Raw genomic sequence first — 25,335 nt, 5'->3', positions numbered from 1 at the left:
ATTATTTTCACACCAGACGGGCTGAAGCCGATCTCGCAGAACGCTGAAATTTAGAGGTTTATCTCGCGACGCGCGCTCTTTGGCCGAAATGCTGCTACCACCGCGGCGTGCGTTTCGACGTAAGGCCCGTCGAGCAGTTGAATGCAATAAGGCACGCTGGCGAAGATGCCGTGCACCACCGCATTGCCCTGCTCATCCTTTACCCCTTCCAGCGTTTCTTTGATCGACTTCGGTTGGCCGGGCAAGTTGATGATCAGCGCCTGCTTGCGGATCGCTCCCACCTGGCGAGAAAGAATTGCCGTTGGCACATAGTGTAGGCTGATCTGACGCATTTGCTCGCCGAAGCCGGGCATCACGCGATCGGCGATCGCCAGCGTGGCGTCGGGGGTGACGTCGCGACGCGCCGGCCCGGTGCCGCCGGTGGTCAGCACCAGATGGCAGCCCATTTCGTCCACCAACTCACACAGCGTTTGTTCAATTTGCGTCTGCTCATCGGGGATCAGCCGGGTTTCCAGCTTGAACGGCGTCGCCAGCGCGCCGGCCAGCCACTCCTCCAGCGCCGGAATGCCTTTATCCTGGTAAACGCCGCCGGAAGCGCGGTCAGAAACGGAAACCAAACCAATACGTAAAATATCCATGCGTAACCTCTACAGCCTGATGGGGTCCGAACGGGTTCGTCTCCCGTTCTGTTGTCATTGCCGAGAGTATAAGGGCTTCCCCCGCCGGCGGGAGCGTCGGGCATAAAAAAAGGTGGCCTGAGCCACCTTTTTACTGCGCGATCTGCAGGAATTACAGCAGGTCGGCGATCATTTTTTCCAGTTTACCCTGGTCTACGGCGAACTTGCGGATGCCGTCGGTCAGTTTCTCAACCGCCATCGGATCCTGGTTGTGCTGCCAGTAGAACTCAGGTTCGGTCAGTGCGGCAGGACGCGCCTTCACTTCACCGGTGTAAGACAGTTTGCGCTCCAGCGCGCCTTCGCTCTCCGCCAGCTCTTTCAGCAGCGCAGGCGCGATGGTCAGGCGGTCGCAGCCGGCCAGTTCGATGATTTCGCCGACGTTACGGAAGCTGGCGCCCATCACCACGGTGTTGTAACCGTGCTGTTTGTAGTACTGGTAAATTTCGGTCACGGAGATCACGCCCGGATCTTCGTGCGGGGCGAACTCTTTCTTGTCGCCGTTGGCTTTGTACCAGTCGAGGATACGGCCAACGAACGGCGAGATCAGGTAAACGCCGGCTTCGGCACAGGCGCGAGCCTGAGCGAAGGAGAACAGCAGCGTCAGGTTACAGTTGATGCCTTCTTTCTCCAGCTGCTCCGCCGCGCGGATGCCCTGCCAGGTCGAGGCCAGTTTGATCAGAATGCGATCGTTGCTGATGCCGGCTTCGTTGTACAGCTTGATCAGGCGCTTGGCCTTGGCCACGCTGGCAACGGTGTCGTAAGACAGACGCGCGTCAACCTCGGTGGAGATGCGGCCCGGAACCAGTTTGAGGATCTCCAGACCGATGTTGACTGCCAGCTTGTCGGCGGCGTCGGCGATCTGCTGCTCGCGATCGCTGCTCTGGCCGCGCGCCCAGGCGATGGCTTCGTCAATCAGTTTGCGGTATTCAGGAATTTGGGCTGCATTGAGGATCAGCGAAGGGTTGGTTGTGGCGTCCTGCGGTTGATACAGCTTCATTGCCGCGATATCACCCGTATCTGCAACCACTGTAGTCAGCTGGCGCAGGGAAGTTAATTTGTCGGTCATGTTGGCATTATCTCATCGTTTGTGCATGAACTTTTGGCATTGTTCAACCATGCCCTGCCCTGATAATAACATGCGCCAAGCCCGGCGCAAGGCTGGAAAACCGCGGCGCGCAAGCATCTGTTTTATCCTTGGGCGAGCAACCGTTTACGCCGATATCTTTCGCCATAACCGAGCGGATGGAAAGGCAATAACGTGCTATCGCCCGAATAAATTATGTTAAATTCGAAAAAATTGATGCAATTCGTCCGCTAATCTGCGAAAAATCTTAATCGACTGACGCCGGACCGATTCCAGCTAAGCTCTTGTAAAAAATAGGCCAATGTTTTTCACCTGCGGTGGATGCTGCCAGGTGCGCATGACATTTCGATAAGAGGAGGGATCCCTTGACGGACCTGATGAATTTTATAAACAACATTTTGTGGGGGTCAGTGCTGATTTATCTGTTGCTCGGCACCGGCATCTACTTCACGTTGCGTACCCGCTTTATCCAGCTTCGCCACTTCAGCCACATGTTCTCGGTGTTGAAAAACAGCAATAAAAGCGACAGCGCCGGCATCTCCTCTTTTCAGGCGCTCTGTACCACGCTGGCGGCGCGCGTCGGCACCGGTAACCTGACCGGCGTCGCCATTGCCCTCACCGCCGGCGGCCCCGGCGCCATCTTCTGGATGTGGGTGGTGGCGTTTATCGGCATGGCCACCTCCTTTGTGGAAAGCTCGCTGGCTCAGCTCTACAAAACCAAAGACGATAACGGCAACTACCGCGGTGGCCCGGCCTATTACATGGAAAAAGGTCTCGGCATGCGCTGGATGGGCGTGCTGTTCTCCATCTTCCTGATCATCGCGTTCGGCCTGGTATTCAACGCCGTGCAGGCCAACTCCATCGCCCAGGCCTCCGCCGTCGCCTTCCATTTGCAGCCGCTGCACGTCGGCATCGGCCTGGTGTTGCTGAGCGGCGTGGTGATCTTCGGCGGCATCCGTTCCATCGCCAAAGTGGCCGAACTGGTGGTGCCGCTGATGGCCGGCGCCTACCTGCTGTTGGCTCTCTGGGTGATTGGCCATAACATCGAACACATGCCGGCGATCCTGGCGCTGATCTTCAAAAGCGCCTTCGGCCTGCAGGAAGCCGCGGCCGGCGCCGTCGGTTACGGTATTTCCCAGGCGATGACTCAGGGCGTGCAGCGTGGCCTGTTCTCCAACGAAGCCGGCATGGGCTCGGCGCCCAACGCGGCGGCGTCCGCCTCGCCTTATCCGCCGCATCCGGCTTCGCAAGGTTATGTGCAAATGCTCGGGGTGTTTATCGATACCATCGTCATCTGCAGCGCCACCGCGGCGATCATCCTCTCTTCCGGCATACTCGATCAGCCGACCGACAGCATCAGCGGCATCGATCTGACCCAGCGCGCGCTGTCAACCGCCGTCGGCAGTTGGGGGGCACCGTTCGTCGCCATCGCCATCTTCTTCTTCGCCTTCACCTCGATCATCGCCAACTATGCCTATGCCGAGAGCAACCTGGTGTTCCTCGAGCACAACCACCCGGGCGGCCTGCTGATTTTCCGCTGCGTGGCGCTGGGCATGGTGATGTTCGGCGCGCTGGCGGAGCTGCCGCTGGTGTGGAAAATGGCAGATACCTCCATGGCCCTGATGGCGATCACCAACCTGACGGCGATCCTGCTGCTGTCGCGGGTGGCGCTGAAACTGGCCGACGACTACCATCGCCAACGCCGCCTGGGCAAGCTGCCAACCTTCGACGCCACCCGTTATCCGGAGCTGAAGTCGCAGCTGGAGCCGGGCGTGTGGGACGACCAAAAGCCGCCGCGCTGAGTTTTCCGGGGCGCCTGCGATACGCGCCCCGGCCTATTGGACCGATTGCCCCTTTTTCCCGCGCTTTTTGCTACAGTATCCGCACTTGGATAAACAGGATCTGGCCATGCTCGTTATTATTTCCCCTGCAAAAACGCTCGATTACGAAAGCCCGCTGGCGACAGAACGCTTCACGCAGCCCGAACTGCTGGACAAGTCGAAACAGCTGATCAAAATTTGCCGCGAGCTGACGCCGGCGCAAATCGCCAGCCTGATGAGCATCAGCGACAAGCTGGCCGGGCTGAACGCCGCGCGCTTTAGCGAGTGGCAGCCGACATTTACCCCGGACAATGCCCGTCAGGCGCTGCTGGCGTTCAAGGGAGACGTTTACACCGGCCTGCAGGCGCAGGATTTCAACGAAGCCGATTTCGACTTCGCCCAGCAGCATCTGCGCATGCTGTCCGGCCTGTATGGCGTGCTGCGCCCGCTCGATCTGATGATGCCGTACCGGCTGGAGATGGGCATCAAGCTGGAAAACCCGAAGGGCAAAGACCTGTACAGCTTCTGGGGCGATCAGATCACCAAAAAGCTCAACGAAGCGCTGGAGCAACAGGGCGATGACGTGGTGGTCAATCTGGCGTCCGACGAGTATTTCAAGGCGGTGAAGCCGGCCAAACTGCACGGCGCGCTGATCAAACCGGTGTTCCTCGACGAGAAGAACGGCAAGTACAAGGTCATCAGTTTCTACGCCAAGAAAGCGCGCGGGTTGATGAGCCGCTTTATCATCAAAAATCGCCTGACGCGTAGCGAACAGCTGGTGGACTTCAACCTGGAAGGCTACGCCTTCGACGAAGCCGCCTCGCAGGGTAATGAACTGGTGTTCAAACGCCCGGAGCAGGCATAAAAAAAGCCGTCGCAAGACGGCTTTTCGCATTTTAGCCTGCTGAACTTCAGGCCGGCAGTCCCATCAGGAACTTGCGCAGCTCGCCGAAATTGGCCGGCAGCGAGTGCGACAGCAGCGGCAGATCGGCCCGCAGCGCCAGCGCTTTCGGCAACGGCAGTTCCTGGCCGAGGATCGCTTCTACGCTCTCTTTAAACTTGGCCGGATGCGCGGTACCGAGGAACAGGCCAAACTCTCCTTCCTGCAGCTGATCGCGCAGCGCGCGATAGGCAATGGCCGCGTGTGGTTCTGAGATATAGCCCAGCTCGGCCAGTTCACGCATCGTTTCCCTGGTGGTCTCATCGCTGACCGCCGCGTGACCCAGCTCTTTCAGTTGCCAGACCTTACGACGGAACAGCTCTTCCACGCGCGGCCAGTTGTTTGGCTGGCTGACGTCCATGGCGTTGGACAGCGTCGCGACCGTAGCGTGCGGCTGCCACTGGCCGCTGGTCAGGAAGCGCGGCACGGTGTCGTTGGCGTTGGTGGCGGCGATGAAGCGCTTCACCGGCAGACCCAGCGACTTGGCCAGCAGCCCGGCGGTCAGATCGCCGAAGTTGCCGCTCGGCACCGAAATGACCAGCTGATTGCGCGCTTCCTGCGGCAGCTGCGCCACCGCTTCGAAGTAGTAACAGATCTGCGCCAGCAAGCGGCTGATGTTGATCGAGTTGGCCGAGTTCAGGTGTAGCGCATCTTTCAACTCCTGATCGTCGAACGCCTGCTTCACCAGCGCCTGACAGGCGTCGAAGTCGCCGTCGATCGCCACGGTATGAATGTTGCCGCCCAGGGTGCAGAACAGCTTTTCCTGCAGCGGGCTGATTTTGCCCTGCGGATACAGGATCACCACCCGGACGTTTTTCAGGCCGTAGAAGGCGTGTGCCACGGCGGCGCCGGTGTCGCCGGAGGTGGCGGTCAAAATGGTCACCGGCTGATCGCCGGCCACTTCCGCCAGCATCTGCGCCATAAAGCGGCCTCCAAAGTCTTTGAACGCCAGCGTCGGGCCGTGGAACAGCTCCAGGCAGGAGACGTCTTCCGTCACTTTCGCCACCGGCGCCGGGAACTCAAAGGCGGCCTGTACGCGTTTCTTCAGCGCCGCTTCCGGCACCTCTTCGCCGATAAAGGCCGACAGAATGCGGCTGCTGCGGGTGACAAAATCCTGCTCCAGCAGCTGGTCGATCTCGGTCAGTTCGAACGCCGGCAACTCCAGCGGGAAAAACAGCCCCTGCTGCTTGCCCAGGCCTTGTTTGATCGCCTGCGCGAAGCTGACCTGCTCGTTGTGATCCTTAAGGTTGTACAGTTTCATGCGTTATCCCAGTAGTCGAGCGCCTGCGGTATCCAGACGGCAAATATGAACAAAACCTTCGTCGTTTTGCAGATAGTGTTGTTGCAGCCAGGCGGCCATGCGTTGCGCGGTGGCGCCGTCGTTGCAGACGGCGAACAGCGTCGGGCCGGAGCCGGAGATGCCGCAGGCCAGCGCGCCGATGTCCTGCGCCGCCTTGCGCGCTTCGGCGAAGCCCGGCAACAGCCGGGTGCGGTACGGTTCAGCGATCACGTCCTGCATTAATTTGGCGGCCAGCTGAGGCTGCCGGGTGTGGCAGGAGTGAATAAAGCCGGCCAGGTAGCGGCCGTGGCTGATACAATCCTGACGACGGTATTGTGCGGGTAAAATGGCGCGCGCTTCGGCGGTGGACACCTTGATGCCGGGATAGGCCATGACCCACAGCCAATCGTCGAAGCACGGCACCTCCTGGCTGATGATGCCTTCTTCTTCCAGCATCAGCTGCAGGCCACCCAAATAGCATGGCGCCACGTTGTCGTAATGCACGCTGCCGGAAATGCGCCCTTCCAGCTCGCCCATCAGGCCGAGCAGCGTCATTTTATCCAGCGGCCGATCGCAGAATTCGTTCATCGCCATCAGCCCAGCCACCACCGAACAGGCGCTGGAACCCAGCCCCGATCCGATCGGCATGTTCTTTTCCAACCGCATCGCCACCGGCACTTCGCGGCCGATCTCCTGGCAGAAACGCTCCCAGCATTGATAAACGATGTTCTCTTTCGGCTCGGCCGGCAGCTTGCTGACGAAGCGCCCGGCATTCTGCAAAGTGAACGTTTCGGCGGCTTCGACGCTGACGCAGTCGCCCAGCAGCGTGCCGTCGATCGGCGAAACCGCCGCGCCCAACACATCGAAACCGACGCTGACGTTACCGATCGAGGCCGGTGCATACACCTTAACCATATTAAACTCCCAACTTCCATGACAGTGTGCGCAGCAGATCGGCAAACACGCCCGCTGCGGTCACATCGTTACCGGCGCCGTAGCCGCGCAGCACCAGCGGCAGCGGCTGATAATAGCGGCTGTAGAAGGCCAGCGCGTTCTCGCCGTTCTTCACTTTATACAACGGATCGTTGCCGTCCACCGCCTCGATGCGCACCTTGCAGCGCCCTTCGTCGATCAGGCCGACATAGCGCAGCACCTTGCCTTGCTCGGCGGCGTTGGCCACGTTGCGCGCGAATTCTTTATCCAGCTCCGGCAGCCGCGCCAGGAACTGATCCACATCGCCCGACGCGTCGAAGGACGGCGGCAGCACCGCCTCAACCTCGATATCGCTCAGTTCCAGTTTGTAACCGGCCTCGCGCGCCAGGATCAGCAGCTTGCGCGCCACGTCCATACCGGACAGGTCGTCGCGCGGATCCGGTTCGGTGTAGCCGTTGGCCCTGGCCTGCAGGGTCGCAGCCGACAGCGACATCCCTTCGTCCAGCTTGCCGAAGATAAAGGACAGCGACCCGGACAGGATGCCGGAGAAGCGCACCAGCTCATCGCCGGCGTTCAGCAGGTTTTGCAGGTTCTCAATCACCGGCAGACCGGCGCCGACGTTGGTGTCATAGAGGAACTTGCGGTGCGAACCGGCAGCGGCCGCGCGCAGTTGCTGATAATAGTTCATCGACGAGGTGTTGGCCTTTTTGTTCGGCGTCACCACGTGGAAACCGTCCGCCAGGAAGTCCACGTATTGATCGGCCACCGCCTGGCTGGAGGTACAGTCGACGATCACCGGGTTCAGCAGATGATACTCCTTCACCAGCCGGATCAGGCGGCCGAGATTGAACGGCTCCTGCGCGCCGGCCAGCTCGTCGCGCCAGCTGTCCAGCGCGATGCCGTGCACGTTGGTCAGCATCACGCGCGAGTTGGCGATGCCGCACACCCGCAGATCGATATGTTTTTGCTTCAGCCACGGCTGCTGGCGGTAGACTTGCTCGATCAGCGCCCCGCCGACGCCGCCGACGCCGATGACGAACACTTCGATCACCTGATCGGTGTTGAACAGCATCTGGTGGCTAACGCGCACGCCGGTGGTGGCGGAATCATTGCTGACCACCACCGAAATTGAACGCTCGGAAGAGCCCTGGGCGATAGCGACGATATTGATGTTGGCGCGCGCCAGCGCGGAGAAGAAGCGCGCGGAGATGCCACGCAGGGTGCGCATGCCGTCACCGACCACCGAGATGATCGCCAGGCGTTCCATGACGTCCAGCGGATCCAGCACGCCGTCTTTCAGCTCCAGGTAGAACTCCTCCTCCAGCGCCCGGCGGGCGCGCTGCAGTTCACCCTGCGGCACGCAGAAGCTGATGCTGTATTCGGAAGAGGATTGGGTGATCAACACCACCGAAATGCCGGCGCGCGACATCACGGCGAACACCCGCGCGGCCATGCCGACCATGCCTTTCATGCCCGGGCCGGAGACGTTGATCATCGCCATGTTGTTCAGGTTGGTAATGCCTTTGACCGGCATCGCGTCATCGGTGCTGTCTTTGCCGATCAGCGTGCCGGGGGCTTGCGGGTTAGAGGTGTTTTTAATCAGGCAAGGGATTTGGAACTGGGCAATCGGTGTGATGGTGCGAGGGTGCAGCACTTTGGCGCCGAAGTAGGAGAGCTCCATCGCCTCCTGGTACGACATCGATTTCAGCAGCCTGGCGTCCGGTACGGTGCGCGGATCGCAGGTATACACACCGTCGACGTCGGTCCAGATTTCGCAACAGTCGGCGCGCAGGCAGGCGGCCAGCACCGCGGCGGAATAGTCGGAGCCGTTGCGGCCCAACACCACCAGCTCGCCCTTGTCGTTACCGGCGGTGAAACCGGCCATCAGCACGATGTGGTCGGCCGGGATCGCCGCGGCGGCGATGCGTAGCGTGGACTCGGCGATGTCCACGGTAGACTCCAGGTAGTGGCCCTGCGCCAGCAGCTTCTCCACCGGGTTGATCACCGTGACCGGATAGCCCTTGGCGCGGAACACCCCCTCCATGATGGCGATGGAGAGTTTTTCGCCGCGACAGATGATCGCCGCGTTCACGCTGTCCGGGCACTGCCCCAGCAGCGAGACGCCGTGCAACACCTGCTTGAGTTGCGCGAACTCCTGATCGACCACGCCTTTCAGGCGATCGTATTCAAAGCCCGGCAGCGCCTGCGCCAGGCCGCTCAGCAGATCGGCAAAGATCCGCTCGGCGTCGCTGATATTCGGCAGAATGTCCTGACCCGCCACCGTCTTGTCGATCATCGCCACCAGATGGTTGGTGATCTTTGCGGGGGCGGACAAGACCGTGGCTACCTGTCCCTGACGCGCGTTACTCTCCATGATGTCGGCGACGCGCAGAAAACGTTCCGCATTCGCTACCGAGGTTCCGCCAAATTTCAGCACTCGCATGTGTCATCTCTCCGAATTTAAGCCGAAAAAAAAGCCCGCACTGATTAGGTGCGGGCTTTTTTCTGTGTTTCCTGTGCGCGTCAGCCCGCCCCGTTACCTGTGGTATCGGTGGTGGTAATAATTGTGGTTTTCAGGCTGATGTTGCGCATGTTGTCTGTCTGTCTCATGAAATACTCTGTCCCCTCTATTGGTTAAAGCAATCGCTATCCCAAGTCAAACTATTTCTTTTTTTTGCTTATTTTCCGTTCAGCGGCGACATTGCGCGATATCGGAGGTGAAAAGCAAAACGACAGAACAAAAAAACAACTTAAAGCCGATTTACTAGTGGATCACGCTGGGTAACCGTCTGATGGAGCCGCTATCACTTGGCGAGTTTTTTTTCGATGTCGTGCAGCAGCGTATGCAACATCGCCGTGTCTCGCTGTTGCAACGCCCCGAGGCGCTGATGCAGCCAATCGCGCAATTTTTGGTCATCGCCGACATCCAAAGCGTTCAACAAGGCATCGGCGCGGTGGCGCAGCGCTTTGAGTGGCCCTTCCGACGCCACCTTTTCCTGCGGCGTGCTGACGCCCATCAGGCTCGCCAACTGGTAGCAGTACACCATCACCGCCTGGCCCAGGTTAAGCGACGGGTAGTCCGCCTGCATCGGCACGCCGGTCAGCAAATCCGCCAGCGCCAGCTCTTCGTTGGTCAGGCCGGAATCTTCGCGGCCGAACACCAGCGCGGCCTGGCCGACCCACTGCTTACGCTCACTCAGCTGTTCCAGCAGCTCAGGCGGCGTGCAGTAGTAGTGAAAACGCGCGCGACTGCGGGCGGTGGTGGCGACCGTGAAGTCTACATCCGCCAGCGCCTGTTCCAACGTGGCGAACGTTTGCACGCCGTCGAGGATCTCGCCGGCCCCGTGTGCCACCCAGCGTGCAGCCGGCTGCAGGTGCGCCTCGCTGTCGACGATGCGCAACGAAGCGAAGCCCATGGTTTTCATCGCGCGCGCCGCCGCGCCGACGTTTTCCGGCCGCGCCGGAGCCACTAAAACAATATGAAGCTGCATCACTCTTCCACCGAAGGCGGGCCTGCGCTTTTGGCGGTATCGCAGCGCCCGCTTATATTTACAATTGCGTAACAATAAACGCGTTAATAGCAACAAACAAGATTAAACGGCTCGTTGAGCTAATAAATCCGCCGTAATAGTCATTATTCATGCTTATGTTTTACTGTATTTATTTATCAATGAGTTAAAACAAGACGATGATCAATAAGCGAATAATTGTATCCTATCGGGCCCGATAATGCTGAATCGTTCACAGAATTTGAGGTTCTGTGACTTAAACTGGCATTTCTGTAAGTGTTTTTCACAAATCTGTTAACGTGCTACAATTGAATTTGATATATGTCAACAAAGCGTAGTTTTGTTGGGTGATGAATTCGGCACGCGCTGTTATATTGCTGTTAATGGGGTTAGGATATGCGCCGATTTGGCACCCCAGGGGTTGTAGGGAACAGCATCCCCACCAGGCTAGCGATCTTGTTGACATGAGATGGAAAGTGCATCAAGAACGAGTTTACGTACTTTAGTCATTTGCTGAGAGGGAACGTGGCGCTATCTCTGCCCTCCTCTAAGAAAACAGAGACTTCTGTACTTCCTATTTTCTATTTTGTTGGCAATTTTAGGTAGCAAATATGCAGACCCCGCACATTCTGATTGTCGAAGACGAGTTAGTCACTCGTAACACCCTGAAGAGCATTTTCGAGGCGGAAGGCTACATTGTTCATGAAGCCAATGATGGTGCAGAGATGCACAATATCCTGTCTGAAAATGATATCAATCTGGTCATCATGGACATCAACCTGCCAGGCAAAAACGGCCTGCTGTTGGCGCGCGAACTGCGTGAACAGGCCAGCGTCGCCTTGATGTTCCTGACCGGCCGCGATAACGAAGTGGATAAGATCCTCGGCCTGGAAATCGGCGCCGACGATTACATCACCAAGCCGTTCAACCCGCGTGAGCTGACTATCCGCGCACGTAACCTGCTGTCGCGCACCATGAATCTGGGCAGCCTGGGCGAAGAGCGCCGCCTGGTCGAGAGCTACAAGTTCAACGGGTGGGAACTGGACATCAACAGCCGCTCGCTGATCAGCCCGGCCGGCGAACAGTACAAACTGCCGCGCAGTGAATTCCGCGCCATGCTGCACTTCTGCGAAAACCCGGGCAAGATCCAATCCCGCGGCGAACTGCTGAAGAAGATGACCGGTCGCGAACTGAAGCCACATGACCGCACCGTGGACGTCACCATCCGTCGCATTCGCAAACACTTCGAATCGACGCCGGACACGCCGGAAATCATCGCCACCATTCACGGCGAAGGCTACCGCTTCTGCGGCGAGCTGGAAGAGTAACTCCCGCCTGCCGTCATGAAAACGGGGTTCAGCATGCTGAACCCCGTTTTTTTTATTTCGTCTCAGCCCACGGCATGATCGGCACCGCGCTCAGCGCATTTTTCGGCGAGCCATCGATCACCTTGTCGGAATAGCTCAGGTAGATCAGTGAATTGCGCTTGGCGTCGTAGAAGCGCACCACCTGCAGCTTCTTGAACACCAGCGAAGTGCGTTTCTGGAACACCACATCGCCTTCCGCCTTGCCGTTTTTGATCTTGTCGCTCAGCTCTATAGGCCCGACCTGCTGGCAGGAAATGGCCGCGTCGGCGGTGTCTTCCGCCAGCCCCAGGCCGCCTTTGATACCGCCGGTTTTGGCGCGGCTGATATAACAAGTTACATTTTTAACATCCGGATCGTCGAACGCTTCGACCACGATTTTGTGGTCCGGCCCCAACAATTTAAACACCGTATCAACGGAGCCCACTTGCTCCGCCTGTGCGCTTCCCACGGTTGCGCAAACCAAACCGAATAAAAATATCCAGCTTTTTTTCATTTACTTAACTCCGATATAACCTTGCCGCAAAAATAGGTTCGGCGATCGCCATTATTTATGTCTAAGCTCACGGAATCGGTTTTATACGGGTCCGCACCGTCCGTTTTAGCACAGAGCGTGACAAAAATCTTTGAGAGTCGCGGAGTAAAAAAGTTGCTATGATGCGGCGTCGTTATTTCTTTGCGCCCACTACGGTGTACCCCAATCCAACTCTGGCGCGGCATGCGCAGCAGAGGCAAAGAGTGCAACGCATAATGGCTCATGGATCGGTCTGATAGCGCAGCACCAGCGTGACGAATCAACAGTTCGGGTTCCTACCCCCAAGCTTTACGAGGAAGATCTATGGATCAAGCCGGTATCATTCGTGATCTGCTTAGCTGGCTGGAAAGCCATTTGGACCAACCCTTGTCGCTGGATAACGTGGCGGCCAAGGCCGGCTACTCCAAATGGCATCTGCAACGGATGTTCAAAGATATTACCGGTAATGCCATCGGTGCTTACATCCGGGCAAGGAGACTGTCCAAAGCCGCCGTCGCGCTGCGTCTGACCAGCCGGCCGATTTTGGATATCGCCCTGCAATATCGTTTCGACTCGCAGCAGACCTTCACCCGCGCCTTCAAAAAACAGTTTGCGCAAACGCCGGCGCTGTACCGCCGCGCCGAGGACTGGAATGCGTTCGGCATCTGTCCGCCGATCCGTCTGGGGGCCTTCACTCTGCCGCAGCCGGAATTCGTCTCGCTGCCAGACAAACACCTGGTCGGCCTGACCCAAAGCTACTCCTGTACGCTGGAACAGATCACCACCGTGCGCACTGAACTGCGCTCGCAGTTCTGGCGTCAGTTCCTCGGTGACGTCGAAACCCTGCCGCCGGTGCTGTACGGGCTGCACCACTCGCGCCCAAGCCAGGAGAAGGACGACGAACAGGAAGTGCTGTATACCACGGCGCTGGAGCCGGATCAGGTGCCTGACAAGGTACAGGAAGGCCAGCCGCTGGTGTTGCCGGGCGGTGAGTTTGCGATGTTCAGCTACGAAGGGCCAACCGAGAACCTGCAAGACTTTATTCTGACGGTGTACGGCACCTGCCTGCCGGCGCTCCAGCTGACGCGCCGCAAAGGGCACGACATCGAACGCTTCTACCCGAAAGGCGAGCGCCGTCCGCATCAGGCGCCTATCGAGATCAAGTGCGATTACCTGATCCCGATTCGGCGTTAACGCTGCAGTTCGTCCAACGCGGGCATGTCCAGGTGCGTGACATCGCCCGCCGTTTCCACGATCCAGCCGGAAGCCAGCCACGGGCTCTGCTGATGATCGACGCGCGACAGTGAGCAGTTGCGCAAGCGCAAGCGGCGTTCCGCATAGGCCGGCAGCCCCAGCACCGTACTGATCAAACACCCCAAAGCGATGCCATGACTGACGAGCAGCGGCTTGCTGCCTTCCGGCAGCATCAGGCAGCTCTCCAGCGCGGCGCGCATGCGCTCGCCGAGTTCCTCCATGGATTCGCCTTGAGGGATACGGCCGTCAGGAGTACCATCGACCATCTGTTTGCGCCACTGCTCTTCCTGCGGCGTCAAACTGTCGATCAGGCGTTCTTCCAGAACCCCCATGTGCAGCTCACGCAAACGCGGATCGCCAATCACTTCGCAGCCACAGGCTTCGGCGATGATTTGCGCGGTGCGGCGCGTGCGCCCCAGATCGCTGGTAATGATGTGCGTAATGCCTTCTTTGCTGACCCGCCTGGCGACCAGACGGGCCTGGTGTTCACCCATGGCGGTTAACGGGCTGTCGGACTGACCCTGGATGCGGCGAGCCGCGTTCCATTCCGTTTCGCCATGGCGAACGAGGTATACCTGTAACATTTTTGTTTTCCGTTATACTGCGTGAAATTTGCGTTTATCCCCGGCCCGGCGGCGCTTTTGCCGCTGCCCGGCGTATCGGCCAGAAGGATATCAAACCCGTTATGTACCATGTTGTCGCTGCAACTACCAACCCGGCAAAGATCAAGGCTATTCAACTCGCCTTCGATGACGTCTTTGGCGCGGGCCAATACCGCATTGAATCCGTTGACGTCGCCAGCGGCGTCTCGCTGCAGCCGATAGGCAACCACGAAACCCGCACCGGTTCGCGTCAACGCGTCATGGAAGCGCGCCAGGTCAGGCCCGAGGCCGATTTTTGGGTCGGCGTGGAAGCCGGGATTGAAGAGAATATGACCTTCGCCTGGATGACCATCGAGAACCCGCACATCCGTGGCGAATCCCGCTCGGCGAGCCTGATGCTGCCGGAAGTCATCTTACAAGGTATTCGCGCCGGTCGCGAATTGGGCAGCGAAATGGCGGCGATCACCGGCAACGCCGAGGTGAAACGTCAGGGCGGCGCCATCGGCGTCTTCACCGACGGCCGGCTGAGCCGCACCAGCGTTTACCACCAGGCGCTGCTGCTGGCGCTGGTGCCGTTCCACAACGCCATCTATCAGCAATAACGCTGAGTCTGCTAGGGCGCGTCGTGCAGCAACTGCTGCTCAAGCCACTGTTTCAGCGCGGGTGAAGCCGCTTTCAGGCTGTTAGAACCGCGGGTGATGGTGGCGATCCCCGCGCCCAGTTCATTTTTCAGCTCGCGCTGGCTCATCTCGCCGCGCATCAATTCCTGAATGATCCGCACCCGGGTGCCCAGCGCGGTGCGCTCGTCCGGCGTCAACATCAGCTGCAACAGCGGTTGATGAAGTTCTTGCGCAAACGAATTCTGCAGCAGCGCGACGAAGCGCAGCCAATCCTCATTGCCTTGTTCTGAAAGAGCGGGGTCGTTTAACGATAATTGCGTCATGGCAGCCACCATACTATTTAACTAGTACAGCAGCATACCATAGGGCCGTCAAAATCAATAACGTCTCTGCCACTCGGCGTCGGTCAGCACCTTGGCCGGCCGGTGCGTCAGATAACGGTAAAACGCATCATAAGCCAGCACGTTCTTGACGTAGCCGCGGGTTTCAGAGAACGGAATGCTTTCGATGAACGCCACCGGATCGATCCGCCCCGCGCTGTTGCCCAGCCAGGTATTCACCCGCGACGGGCCGGCATTATAGGCGGCGCTCGACAGAATGCGGTTGCGGCCGAACTGCTGATAGACCGACTCCAGATAGCTGGTGCCGATGGTGATATTGGTCTGCGGATCGAACAGTTGGCTCGGGCCGACATAGCCGGGAATATTGAACATCTGCACCGTATGCTGCGCGGTGCGCGGCATCACCTGCATCAGGCCGGCGGCACCGACCGGCGACTGCGCCTTCGGATTCCAGGCGCTCTCCTGGCGCGCGATCGCCATCGCATAGCTGCTGGTGATCCCCTTGTCATCGGTGGCGCGGCGGAACTCCTGTGGCCAAGCGACCGGGAAGCGTTCCTCCAGATGATCCCACAGCTTGCCGACGATGGTCGCCTGCACGCTCAGATCGGCCCATTTTTGCTCAAAGGCGTAGCGCGCCAGTGCCTCTTGTTCCGGCCGGCTGCGGCTAGCGACGTAGGAGCCCCATTCGCTGCGGGCCAGGTTGTCCATATTCCAGTACATCAGCTCGCGTACCCGGGCGACCTCCGGCCCGTCGACCAGCGACGTGCGCGGCTTGGCCGCCACCGCCACCATCACTGGATAAGTGGCGTTCAGCTTCTGCGCCGCCACCATCGGATAGAAACCGCGTTCGGTCATCAGGTTGCGCAACATCTCCTCGCCTTCGGCGCGTTTGCCTTCGTCCATCAGCTGACTGGCGCGCCAGTAGCGCCACTCATCCTTGTTGCGCGACGCTTCCGGCAGACGGGCCAGCCAGGTCGCGACGCCCTGCCGATCGCCGTTACCCAGCGCCATGCGCACCCGGCGCTCCAGCAGCGAAGGCGAACGGCTGCGCAGAATCACCTGATCGCGCCACTGCGCCTGTTCATAGGTAGCGTCGCTGCCCATCAGGCGCCAGGCCACCGACTCTTCCAGCCCCAGCCGCTCGTCGTCGCTCATTTTCTGCAGCCGCGCGAGCGTCGGGATCATCGCCCGCGCGTTTTCCACATCCTGCCGCGCCAGGCGTTCAAAGGCGATGCCGGTGGCGGCACGGGTAAAGTCGGTCGGCCCTACGCTGCGGGCGAAGGCTTCCACGGTGGTCGGATCGTTTTGCAAGCGCACCAGGGCGTTGCCCATGGTTTGATAGTCGGCCGGCAGTTGGCTGTAAAGGTTGCTGACCAGCGAGCTGTTGCCCTCTTTCAGCGCCAGCTTCATACGCGCCAGAATATCCAGCGGCGTTTGCTTGCCTGCGCCGCGCCAGACGCTGAACAGCCGATCGCAGGCGCTCGGCAACGTTTTGCCGTTCAACCACAGTTCATCGGCGCCGCTCCAGGCCGCCTGCTGGTCGCCGGTAGCCCATTTGGCGTAGTAATAGTTGCAGCGCGCCGCCATCGGTTTGGGCGGCTGTGGGCTGAAGGCCAGCAGGGTGCGCCAGTCTTCGCGCCGCGCTAGCTCATTGACGAAGCGCGGCGCCAGCGATTTCGCCGGCGGCAGCGTCGGGTTGCGCTTGATAAAGTCGTTCACCTCGGAGAACCCCGCCTGGCTAAGATCCTGTGTCAGCTCGCGGTATTCCAGGTAAGGATAAAGCGGATAATCACGCAGCGTCGGCATCAGCTGCGCCACCACGTCCATCTGATTGCCGTCCCACGCCTGTTTGATCTGCTGGTAGCGCTGACGTTGCGCATCCAGAGAATCCGCCAGCGCCGCGCCTGAAAACGCCGTCAGGCACAGCCCCATTGCCAACAGCCGTCGCTTGTCCACCTTGACCATCCTCGCTCTTTCCTCACTGGTTGTACCGAGGGAGCCGCCCAGCCCCCCCGGTGACCGCCGCGCACGGCGCCGCGGGACAAAATAAAGCCGGGCGCACGGCCCGGACGCAGATATCTACCATAGACAGCGCAATCGCTTATCCATTCAATACTGTAGAAGAAGAAGTGTATCGCCATGACGGGAGCCAGGTAAAAAACGTTTACTTTGACTGACAAATCAGGTCGCCGGGATATTTCCAGTCACCGGATTTTTATTAACCGGCCCGGTGTTTATGAAAGAAGTAAAATGCTTTTTAATTATTAGCTATCACATTATTTCATTTGAGATATGAGCCCGCCGTTGCGCAAATCGCCTGACAGCTGGCCAAACGCGCCAACTTTGCAGAAAAGCGGTGGCAAACCCGGGTAGGCATTTTTATACTATCAAAAATAAGTAGGATAATTCCGAGAAAACAGCACATAAAGCGCCCAACGAAGACATCTTATAATACAATCCGCGCCAATTATGGGTTAGATAGTGTTCATTAGGCAGTGCGACTGACAGCTTTCAGCAAAACGATAGTCCCTTCAAGCGGGCCAGATTTTTCCTTGTCAGGCCACGGCCTGCGGGCGGTGGATCAGGCCGGAATGGCGGGTGAAGATGGCGAATAAGACCGCGATAGCAATGCGTTGCGCAAAAAGCCCCGAGCCGGGCTTCCTTGGCGCACGCCTGAATATCGGTCGCCTGCTGCTGATCGTTTTGTTAGCGCTGCTGACGTTGTCCGGGCCTGCGCACGCCGCCGATGATCCCTATCAAAAGCGCACGCACGCCGTGACGACCGTGGTGGTAGGCATCATCAGCTACGCCCGCTGGTCGCGTGAACCCAATCCGATCCGCTTGTGCGTGACCGCGCCCACCCAGTATGCCGAAGGGCTGTTCGATCCGATCCTGCTGAGCGCGCCGCGCCCGATTAAAGCCGAGCGCGTGCCGTTCGACAGCCCAACGCTGAGTACCGGCTGCGATGTCATCTACTTAGGGAACATCACCGCCGCGCAGAGACAAAATTTCATGCAGCGCATTTCCGGCAACTCCATTCTCAGCATCAGCGAAAACGATAGCGAATGCTCCGCCGGCAGCGCTTTTTGCCTGCAGATCGATGGGGACCAGGCCAGTTTCAAGGTCAACCTGGACGCTCTGGCGCGCAGCGGCGTGCGCGTTCACCCCAACGTGCTGCAGCTGGCACGCAAACAGGCGCCGCCGCTATGAGGCTGTTGCGTAGAAACCGCTCCGGCAATGCGCGCCCGACGCTGGGCCGAGTGCTGCAGCGGGTGCATCTTGGGCTGGCGCTGATCGCCGTCGGCACCGCCGGCATCTTTTTGACGCTGGTGGCGCTGTTTGCGCTGCGCGCCTATGCCAATCACAACCTGCACCTGATCGCGCGCTCCATCAGCTATACCGTCGAAGCCGCCGTAGTGTTTGAAGATCGCACTGCCGCGCGCGAGGCGCTGATGCTGATCGCCTCCAACGAAGAGGTATCGGACGTGCGGATCCTCGACAACAACGGCAAGATGCTAGCCAACTGGCGCCATCCCACCGATGGGCCGCTGCATGGCCTTGAGCAGATCGTCGCGCACTGGGCGCTGCCCGAGCCGGTCATTCTGCCTATCACCCACGAGGGCAAGCAGGTCGGTCAGGTCTGGCTGAGCGGTAACGGCGGCAGCCTGCTGCGTTTCCTGTTGCGCGGCATGGTCGGCATGATCGCCTGCCTGGTGCTCAGCACCCTGTGCGCCCTGGTGTTGTCGCGCCGTATGCTGGTCGGCATCGTCAGTTCGCTGGACGACATCGCCAATGTGGCGCATGCGGTGCGCCGCGATCGCACCTTCGGCCTGCGGGTGCCGTCGGCGCCTATCGCCGAGTTGCATGAGCTCAGCAATGATTTCAACGGCTTGCTCGACGAGCTGGAGGCCTGGCAGGCCCATCTGAAGCAGGAGAACGACTCGCTGGCGCACCGGGCAACGCACGACAGCCTGACCGGTTTGCCGAACCGCGCCTTCTTCGAAGGGCGACTGAGCCGGGCGCTGGGCGATATCGAATCGCCGGCGAAATTGGCGGTGCTGTTTATCGACGGCGATCGTTTCAAGGAGGTGAACGACAGTTACGGCCACGCCGCAGGCGATGCGGTGCTGACCACCATTGCCGGGCGCATTCGCGCGCAGCTGCGCGAAACCGATCTGGTCGCACGCCTGGGAGGGGATGAATTCGCCGTGCTGCTGGCGCCGGTACACGGCACGGAAGATGTCTTGCAGATCGCTGACAACATCATCGACTGCATGACGCAACCGGTCATTTTGCCGAACGACGAGACGGTCATTACCTCTCTGAGTATCGGTATTGCGCTGTACCCTGATCACGCGTCAACGCCTCAGGGTCTTTTGCACGAAGCTGACGATGCGATGTATCAGGCAAAGCATCGTTATAACGGAGGCTGGCGGCTGGCTATACATAAATAAGAGCCCCGGCTATAACACTTGAACTAGGGATTTTGACTATGATACAGCAACTGTTTAAAGGTCGTTTTTCACTGCTGGCGATGGCGTTCGTCGCCCTGCTGGCGCTCGCCGGCTGCCAGAGCAAACCGCAGGGCCTGACGCCCGAGCAGGTTGCACTGCTGCAATCGCAGGGCTTCAAACTGACCGATAACGGCTGGGAGTTCGGCCTGTCGGATAAAGTACTGTTCGGCAACAATATCGGCAAGCTGAACCCGGAAAGCACCGAGACGGTGCAGAAGATGGGCCGTGCGCTGCTGAGCGTCGGCATCACCAAGTTCCGCCTGGACGGCCATACCGACAACTACGGTGAAGACAGCTACAACGACCAGCTATCCCTGCGCCGCGCCGATGCGGTGGCCGATCTGCTGGCCAGCGTCGGCATTCCGCGCGCCAATATCGAAACTCGCGGCATGGGCAAACGCGACCCCGTTGCCGATAACCGCACCTCCAGCGGCCGCGCGGAAAACCGCCGCGTCGCGATCGTCGTCACGCCATAAGCCACCAATATGCGCCTTTATCGGCGCATAAACGGTTATACTTAGCGATCGCTGAGCGATGTCTGGGATCCGAGATCGAAACGGGCTACACTCATGCCGCCAGACATCCTATAAATACTGATATAGAGAGGCTTAGAGCAACGTGGCTCAATACGTCTATACCATGCACCGCGTCGGCAAGGTAGTACCGCCGAAGCGTCATATTTTGAAAAACATCTCCCTGAGCTTCTTCCCTGGGGCAAAAATCGGCGTACTGGGCCTGAACGGCGCCGGTAAGTCCACCCTGCTGCGCATCATGGCCGGCATCGATACCGATATCGAAGGGGAAGCGCGCCCGCAACCGGGCATCAAGATCGGTTATCTGCCGCAGGAGCCGCAGCTTAACCTCGAACACACCGTGCGTGAATCGGTGGAAGAAGCGCTGGCGGAAGTGGTCGGCGCGCTGAAACGCCTGGACGAAGTGTACGCGCTGTACGCGGAAGAAGGCGCAGACTTCGACAAGCTGGCCGCCGAACAGGGCCGCCTGGAAGAGATCATTCAGGCGCACGACGGTCACAACCTCAACGCCCAACTGGAACGCGCCGCCGATGCGCTGCGCCTGCCGGACTGGGACGCCAAAATCGCCCACCTGTCCGGGGGTGAACGCCGCCGCGTCGCGCTGTGCCGCCTGCTGCTGGAAAAACCGGACATGCTGCTGCTGGACGAACCGACCAACCACCTGGACGCCGAGTCCGTGGCCTGGCTGGAACGCTTCCTGCACGACTTCGAAGGCACCGTGGTGGCGATCACCCACGACCGTTACTTCCTGGATAACGTGGCCGGCTGGATCCTCGAACTGGACCGCGGCGAAGGCATCCCGTGGGAAGGCAACTACTCGTCCTGGCTGGAGCAGAAAGACGCGCGTCTGGCGCAGGAAGCGTCCGCCGAAGCCGCTCGTCGCAAGTCGATCGAGAAAGAGCTGGAGTGGGTGCGTCAGGGTGCCAAAGGCCGTCAGTCCAAAGGCAAGGCCCGTTTGGCCCGCTTCGAAGAGCTGAACAACACCGAATACCAGAAACGTAACGAAACCAACGAACTGTTCATCCCACCTGGCGCGCGCCTGGGCGATAAAGTGGTCGAAGTCAGCAACCTGCGCAAGTCCTACGGCGACCGCCTGCTGATCGATGACCTGTCGTTCTCGGTGCCTAAAGGGGCAATCGTCGGCATCATCGGCCCGAACGGCGCGGGTAAATCCACGCTGTTCCGCATGATGTCCGGTCAGGAACAACCTGACTCCGGCAGCATCGTGTTGGGCGATACCGTCAAGCTGGCGTCCGTCGATCAGTTCCGCGACAGCATGGACGGTTCGAAAACCGTGTGGGAAGAAGTCTCCGGCGGGCAGGACATCATGCGCATCGGCAACACCGAGATGCCGAGCCGTGCCTATGTCGGCCGCTTCAACTTCAAGGGCGTCGATCAGGGCAAACGCGTGGGCGAGCTGTCCGGCGGTGAGCGTGGCCGTCTGCACCTGGCCAAGCTGCTGCAGGTTGGCGGCAACGTGCTGCTGCTCGATGAACCGACCAACGACCTGGATATCGAAACCTTGCGCGCACTGGAAAACGCCCTGCTGGAATTCCCTGGCTGCGCCATGGTGATCTCGCACGACCGTTGGTTCCTCGACCGTATCGCCACCCACATCCTGGACTACCAGGACGAGGGCAAGGTGGAATTCTTCGAAGGCAACTTCACCGAGTACGAAGAGTACAAGAAGCGTACGCTGGGCGCCGACGCGCTCGAGCCGCACCGCATCAAGTACAAGAAGATCGCCAAGTAATCCCCAAGGCGCCGCATGCGGCGCCTTTTTTTTACTCCCGCGCCAGCTCGCGCGCGTAGTCGTCGAACGCCGGATGCTGCAGCACCACATCGATGAAACAGGCCAGCGCCGGGGAATTCAGCTTGCGGCTCGGGTAGACCAGATACAGCTCGTTCCCTTCCGCACGCCACGCCGGCAACACCTCCACCAACAGCTTCTGCGCCACCACCTCGCGGCTGAGAAACGCCGGCAGCAGCGTGATGCCGGCACCGGCAATGGCACATTCGCGTGCATACAGCAGGTTGTCGGTGGTGTGCGCCAGCGGCAGCTGCCAGCGGTAATAATCGTCGCCGCAGCGCAGGTTCCACGCCGTCCAAGCCCGATGGGCGATGCAACGATGCTGCTGCAGTTGCTGCGGGTGTTCGATCGGCGGATGCTGCGCCAGATAGGACGGCGCAGCCAACAGATAGCGCGGCGCGTACCCGAGGCGGCGGCCGATCAGTGAAGAATCCTGCGGCTTGCCGGTACGCAGTGCGGCGTCGTAACCTTCCTGCACCAGATCCACCATGGCGTCGGACACCGACACCTCCAGCGAAACGTCCGGGTACTGGCGCTGAAAATCCGCCGCCAGCCGCGCCACCAGGGTTGCCCCTAGCCCGGCAGGCGTCGAGATGCGCAGGCGGCCGCTCGGGTTATCGCGCAGCCGCTGCAGCGCCAGATCGGCGCGTTCGGCGGCGGACATCATCGCCTGACAATGCTCCAGATAACGCTCACCGGCGAAGGTCAGGTTCAGCTGGCGCGTGGTGCGATTGAGCAATCGCAGCCCCAGCGTTTGTTCGAGCTGGCTGATACGCTGGCTGACGCTGGACTTCGGCAGCCCGACGCGCTGCGCGGCGGCGGTAAAACTGCCGCACTCCGCCACCAGCGCGAACAGCGCCATGTCCTGCAGCTGTTTGAATTCCATTGTTCACCTTAAACGAACACTCCGTTAGATATTGTCCATCTTATCACTCCACTGCTGCGGGTCTACACTGGGGGCATCATTTGAAAGGAGTACAATCATGTCGATAAAAGCCATTGCCGTAGACCCGCAGAACCCCGCCGGTTTCATCGAAATCTCACCGGAGATGCCGGTACCCGGTCAGTACGATCTGTTGGTGGAAGTGAAAGCGGCGTCGGTCAATCCGGTGGACACCAAAGTGCACGCCGGTCTGCAGAAAAGCGGCCTGCAGCAGCCACGCGTCCTTGGCTGGGACGCCAGCGGCATCGTGGTGGGCGTGGGCAGCAGCGTCAGCGGCTTCAAGCCCGGCGATGAAGTGTGGTACGCCGGCGACATCACCCGGCCCGGCAGCAACAGCAGCCACCAGCTGATCGACTCACGCATCGCCGCTCACAAACCGCGCAGCCTGAACTGGGCCGAGTCCGCCGCCATGCCGCTCACCGCCCTCACCGCCTGGGAAGCGCTGTTCGAACACCTGAACATTCAGGACGCGCCGGAGCACAAGACGCTGCTGATCATCGGCGGCGCCGGCGGTGTCGGCTCGCTGGCCATTCCGCTGGCCGCATTGCGCAGCAAGGTGAAAGTAATCGCTACCGCATCAAGACCGGAATCCGCCGCCTGGTGCCGTGAGCGCGGCGCCGATCTGGTGGTGGATTACCGCGATCTGAAGGGCAACCTGGCGCAGCAGGGCATCGAGCAGGTGGATTACATCCTGTGTCTGAACGACACCGACGGCCACTGGCCGGCGATGGCCGAGCTGGTCGCGCCGCTCGGCCATATCTGCACCATCGTCGAGAACGCGCAGCCGTTGGATCAAAACGCGCTGAAGCTGAAAAGCGCCGCACTGCACTGGGAATTCATGTTCACCCGCAGCATGTTCACCACCCCGGACATCGCGCAACAGGGCAAGATCCTGCAGCAAGTGGCGCAGCTGCTGGACGAGGGCAAGCTGAGCACCACGCTGAGCGAAACCCTGCACGGGCTGTCGGTAGACACGCTGACCGCCGCACATCAACAGCTACTCGGCGGCCACATGCAAGGCAAGCTGGTTATCGCTTACTAAGTTCGCATCGCGGCGGCGTTCTGCGCCGCCGTTATTGCGGACGAACGAAACCGACGCACAGCGTTTGCTCATCGGCCTGCGGATCGGCGCGGAAGGTCAGCGTCTGCTGCCAGTCGAGGCGCAGTTTCGGCCAGTGGGCCAGCTCCCCGCCGAAATCGCTATGCGCGCAGTCTTCACCCAACCGCCCGAACAGGGCGACGCCGTGCTGCGCAATCTGCGGATAGCTGATGTTGACGTTGTAGATATTCGGCCGCGTATGATTGGACCAGCGCGTAATGGTCTGCGGCCGGGAACCGGCGTACACCGTCATCCACTGCGACAGGTATTCGCCGCCGACGTAGCGTAGGTCGACGCCATACCGCTCCCGCCACAGCCGCTCCACCCCGGCGCTGAACGCCTTGATACCCACCATCTTCTGGCCGGCGTTGCGCACGTTGCCCAGCATCACCGCGGCATACCCCAGATAGACCGCCAGCGCTGCGCACATCAGCCCGAGGGTCGCCGCGCGCAGCGAACGCACCGGCGGCTGACGCACGCAACCGACCAGCAGCGCGGGCGCCAGCATGAAGAACGGCTGCAGCCATTCGGTCAGCCGGCCGCCGACGTTGAAAGAGAACCAGAAGGTAATGATGCCGAGCGGCAACAGGTAGACCCACAGCAACACCCGCATCGGCAAGGCCGATGGCCAGGCCAGCACCGCCCCGCTGCGCCGCAGGATCCCCCACAGCACCAGCGACGGATAAAACACCAGCAGCAGCGACTGCAGCATGTCGAGATTGAGCTGCATCTTGATCTGCGAATCCACCCACTTAAAGGCGGCAAAGTCGTGATTCCACAGCCAGAACACGTTCGGCAGCACCAGCGCCAACCAGATCGCCACCGCTAGATAGAACTGCGGCTGGCGGTAGCAGCGGCGGATCTGCGGTACGAACAGCGTCGACAGCGCCGCGAAATAGACGAAGGCGAAGGTCGAGTACTTCGCCATCATCGCCAGCCCGGCGGCCAATGCGAAGGCCGGCCACCAGTTGGCCGAACGCGAGATCGCCAGGTGGAAGAACAGCGCCATCCACGGCCACAGCATCACCAACAGGTAGTTGTCGTTGTAGGGAATGATGTCGAAATTGATGATGCCGGACAGGTTGAGCGTCAGCAGCGCCATCCAGGCCAGCGAGGTGCTGCCGCTCAGGCGGCGCGCCAATAGCCAGACGCCCAACATGCCGATGGCGATGGCGATGAAGTGGCCGCCGTACCAGTAAACGTTCAGCGGCAGCCACGAGAGCCAGATCGCCGGCTGCATCGCCGCACCGACCAACCAAGGATTTTTCGGTGAGCCCCACTCGCCGTTGAGGCCCCAGTTGAGCGCCTCAACGGCGTCGTAAGGCAGGGTAGGATCGAGATGAACGGTCAGCAGCGTCCAGGCTGCGGCATAGCAGACCAACCAGAGAGCGAGTAAGCGATAAGACATGACTTCTTCTGAGCGTTATTGTAAAGAAAATCTTAACTTAGTCGCTGTCGAATGAACCATGTTTAAACAAGCCGTTAAATGTGCGCCCGGG

23 protein-coding genes and 1 other annotated feature are annotated in these 25,335 nt (G+C 60.0%); of the genes, 10 read left to right on the top strand and 13 right to left on the bottom strand.

Features of this window, described 5'->3' with window-relative positions; genetic code table 11:
• Positions 1-50 precede the first annotated feature (50 nt).
• Together mog and tal are read right to left on the bottom strand one after the other, a co-directional pair.
• Entirely contained in the window at positions 51-638 is a 588-nt protein-coding gene (gene mog / locus GUC32_RS03125) for a molybdopterin adenylyltransferase (RefSeq protein WP_015376607.1), read from the bottom strand.
• Between the two features lie 151 nt (positions 639-789).
• The gene (tal, locus tag GUC32_RS03120) at positions 790-1,743 is read right to left on the bottom strand and encodes a transaldolase (protein ID WP_004932982.1); all 954 of its coding nucleotides are present in this window, start codon (positions 1,741-1,743) and stop codon (positions 790-792) included.
• Positions 1,744-2,126: 383 nt separating this feature from the next.
• On the opposite strand from tal, the gene GUC32_RS03115 reads away from it, so the two are divergent.
• Together GUC32_RS03115 and yaaA are read left to right on the top strand one after the other, a co-directional pair.
• Positions 2,127-3,563, top strand: coding sequence for a sodium:alanine symporter family protein (locus GUC32_RS03115; RefSeq protein WP_025301518.1), 1,437 nt, complete (start codon positions 2,127-2,129; stop codon positions 3,561-3,563).
• A gap of 106 nt (positions 3,564-3,669) precedes the next feature.
• On the top strand, positions 3,670-4,446 hold the full coding sequence (gene yaaA / locus GUC32_RS03110) for a peroxide stress protein YaaA (RefSeq protein WP_043136008.1): 777 nt from the start codon (positions 3,670-3,672) through the stop codon (positions 4,444-4,446).
• Positions 4,447-4,492: 46 nt separating this feature from the next.
• Here the strand turns inward: yaaA and thrC are convergent, their stop codons facing one another.
• From thrC to GUC32_RS03085, 5 genes are all read right to left on the bottom strand, one after another.
• Positions 4,493-5,782, bottom strand: coding sequence for a threonine synthase (thrC, locus tag GUC32_RS03105; RefSeq protein ID WP_043136010.1), 1,290 nt, complete (start codon positions 5,780-5,782; stop codon positions 4,493-4,495).
• A gap of 3 nt (positions 5,783-5,785) precedes the next feature.
• A complete protein-coding gene (thrB, locus tag GUC32_RS03100) occupies positions 5,786-6,715 on the bottom strand; it encodes a homoserine kinase (protein WP_043136013.1) in 930 nt (309 codons plus the stop codon).
• A gap of 1 nt (position 6,716) precedes the next feature.
• Positions 6,717-9,176 carry a bifunctional aspartate kinase/homoserine dehydrogenase I gene (thrA, locus tag GUC32_RS03095; protein ID WP_043136016.1) on the bottom strand — a complete coding sequence of 820 codons (2,460 nt, stop codon included), beginning with the start codon at positions 9,174-9,176 and terminating at the stop codon, positions 6,717-6,719.
• Positions 9,177-9,200: 24 nt separating this feature from the next.
• Positions 9,201-9,318: a sequence feature (Thr leader region), on the bottom strand.
• Positions 9,257-9,325 (bottom strand): thr operon leader peptide, encoded by a 69-nt coding sequence (gene thrL, locus GUC32_RS03090; RefSeq protein ID WP_086581142.1) that lies wholly within the window; start codon positions 9,323-9,325, stop codon positions 9,257-9,259. (Overlaps the previous feature by 62 nt.)
• 212 nt (positions 9,326-9,537) lie before the next feature.
• Positions 9,538-10,224: a tRNA/rRNA methyltransferase gene (locus tag GUC32_RS03085; protein ID WP_043136020.1), complete on the bottom strand. Its 687-nt coding sequence runs from the start codon at positions 10,222-10,224 to the stop codon at positions 9,538-9,540.
• A gap of 629 nt (positions 10,225-10,853) precedes the next feature.
• On the opposite strand from GUC32_RS03085, the gene arcA reads away from it, so the two are divergent.
• Entirely contained in the window at positions 10,854-11,570 is a 717-nt protein-coding gene (gene arcA, locus GUC32_RS03080; RefSeq protein ID WP_025305229.1) for a two-component system response regulator ArcA, read from the top strand.
• A gap of 52 nt (positions 11,571-11,622) precedes the next feature.
• On the opposite strand, the gene creA is transcribed toward arcA, so the two are convergent.
• A complete protein-coding gene (gene creA / locus GUC32_RS03075) occupies positions 11,623-12,102 on the bottom strand; it encodes a protein CreA (RefSeq protein ID WP_004933005.1) in 480 nt (159 codons plus the stop codon).
• Between the two features lie 342 nt (positions 12,103-12,444).
• On the opposite strand from creA, the gene robA reads away from it, so the two are divergent.
• Entirely contained in the window at positions 12,445-13,314 is an 870-nt protein-coding gene (gene robA, locus GUC32_RS03070; protein WP_025305228.1) for an MDR efflux pump AcrAB transcriptional activator RobA, read from the top strand.
• Here robA and gpmB read toward each other — a convergent pair.
• Positions 13,311-13,958 carry a 2,3-diphosphoglycerate-dependent phosphoglycerate mutase GpmB gene (gpmB, locus tag GUC32_RS03065; protein WP_025305227.1) on the bottom strand — a complete coding sequence of 216 codons (648 nt, stop codon included), beginning with the start codon at positions 13,956-13,958 and terminating at the stop codon, positions 13,311-13,313. The genes robA and gpmB overlap by 4 nt on opposite strands.
• Before the next feature lie 101 nt (positions 13,959-14,059).
• Between gpmB and yjjX the strand changes: the two genes are divergently transcribed.
• Positions 14,060-14,578 carry an inosine/xanthosine triphosphatase gene (gene yjjX, locus GUC32_RS03060; RefSeq protein ID WP_004933015.1) on the top strand — a complete coding sequence of 173 codons (519 nt, stop codon included), beginning with the start codon at positions 14,060-14,062 and terminating at the stop codon, positions 14,576-14,578.
• An 11-nt stretch (positions 14,579-14,589) separates the two neighbouring features.
• Here yjjX and trpR read toward each other — a convergent pair whose 3' ends face one another.
• Together trpR and sltY are read right to left on the bottom strand one after the other, a co-directional pair.
• Positions 14,590-14,919: a trp operon repressor gene (gene trpR / locus GUC32_RS03055; RefSeq protein WP_016929152.1), complete on the bottom strand. Its 330-nt coding sequence runs from the start codon at positions 14,917-14,919 to the stop codon at positions 14,590-14,592.
• 54 nt (positions 14,920-14,973) lie between these two features.
• On the bottom strand, positions 14,974-16,902 hold the full coding sequence (sltY, locus tag GUC32_RS03050) for a murein transglycosylase (protein WP_049205432.1): 1,929 nt from the start codon (positions 16,900-16,902) through the stop codon (positions 14,974-14,976).
• Between the two features lie 639 nt (positions 16,903-17,541).
• On the opposite strand from sltY, the gene GUC32_RS03045 reads away from it, so the two are divergent.
• The 4 genes from GUC32_RS03045 to ettA all read left to right on the top strand — a co-directional run bounded on the left by GUC32_RS03045 (position 17,542) and on the right by ettA (position 21,737).
• Positions 17,542-18,147 carry a YfiR family protein gene (locus GUC32_RS03045; protein ID WP_038630191.1) on the top strand — a complete coding sequence of 202 codons (606 nt, stop codon included), beginning with the start codon at positions 17,542-17,544 and terminating at the stop codon, positions 18,145-18,147.
• Positions 18,144-19,391, top strand: a complete 1,248-nt coding sequence (locus tag GUC32_RS03040; protein WP_025305223.1) for a diguanylate cyclase — start codon at positions 18,144-18,146, stop codon at positions 19,389-19,391. The genes GUC32_RS03045 and GUC32_RS03040 overlap by 4 nt, the downstream gene beginning before the upstream one ends.
• A 38-nt stretch (positions 19,392-19,429) precedes the next feature.
• Entirely contained in the window at positions 19,430-19,927 is a 498-nt protein-coding gene (locus GUC32_RS03035; protein WP_016929155.1) for an OmpA family protein, read from the top strand.
• A gap of 142 nt (positions 19,928-20,069) precedes the next feature.
• On the top strand, positions 20,070-21,737 hold the full coding sequence (gene ettA, locus GUC32_RS03030) for an energy-dependent translational throttle protein EttA (protein WP_025159620.1): 1,668 nt from the start codon (positions 20,070-20,072) through the stop codon (positions 21,735-21,737).
• Between the two features lie 31 nt (positions 21,738-21,768).
• Here ettA and GUC32_RS03025 read toward each other — a convergent pair whose 3' ends face one another.
• The gene (locus GUC32_RS03025) at positions 21,769-22,680 is read right to left on the bottom strand and encodes a LysR family transcriptional regulator (RefSeq protein WP_025305222.1); all 912 of its coding nucleotides are present in this window, start codon (positions 22,678-22,680) and stop codon (positions 21,769-21,771) included.
• Positions 22,681-22,777: 97 nt separating this feature from the next.
• On the opposite strand from GUC32_RS03025, the gene GUC32_RS03020 reads away from it, so the two are divergent.
• Positions 22,778-23,779: a zinc-binding alcohol dehydrogenase family protein gene (locus GUC32_RS03020; protein WP_049205434.1), complete on the top strand. Its 1,002-nt coding sequence runs from the start codon at positions 22,778-22,780 to the stop codon at positions 23,777-23,779.
• Between the two features lie 31 nt (positions 23,780-23,810).
• Here GUC32_RS03020 and GUC32_RS03015 read toward each other — a convergent pair whose 3' ends face one another.
• Positions 23,811-25,244: a glycosyltransferase family 39 protein gene (locus GUC32_RS03015; protein WP_164064031.1), complete on the bottom strand. Its 1,434-nt coding sequence runs from the start codon at positions 25,242-25,244 to the stop codon at positions 23,811-23,813.
• Between the last annotated feature and the right edge of the window lie 91 nt (positions 25,245-25,335).

The sequence above is a fragment of the Serratia sp. NGAS9 genome (assembly GCF_009905295.1).
GTDB classification, from domain to species: domain Bacteria; phylum Pseudomonadota; class Gammaproteobacteria; order Enterobacterales; family Enterobacteriaceae; genus Serratia; species Serratia bockelmannii.
The sequence above is the reverse complement of the archived record's forward strand: the minus strand, read 5'-3'. Positions and strand labels throughout refer to the sequence as shown.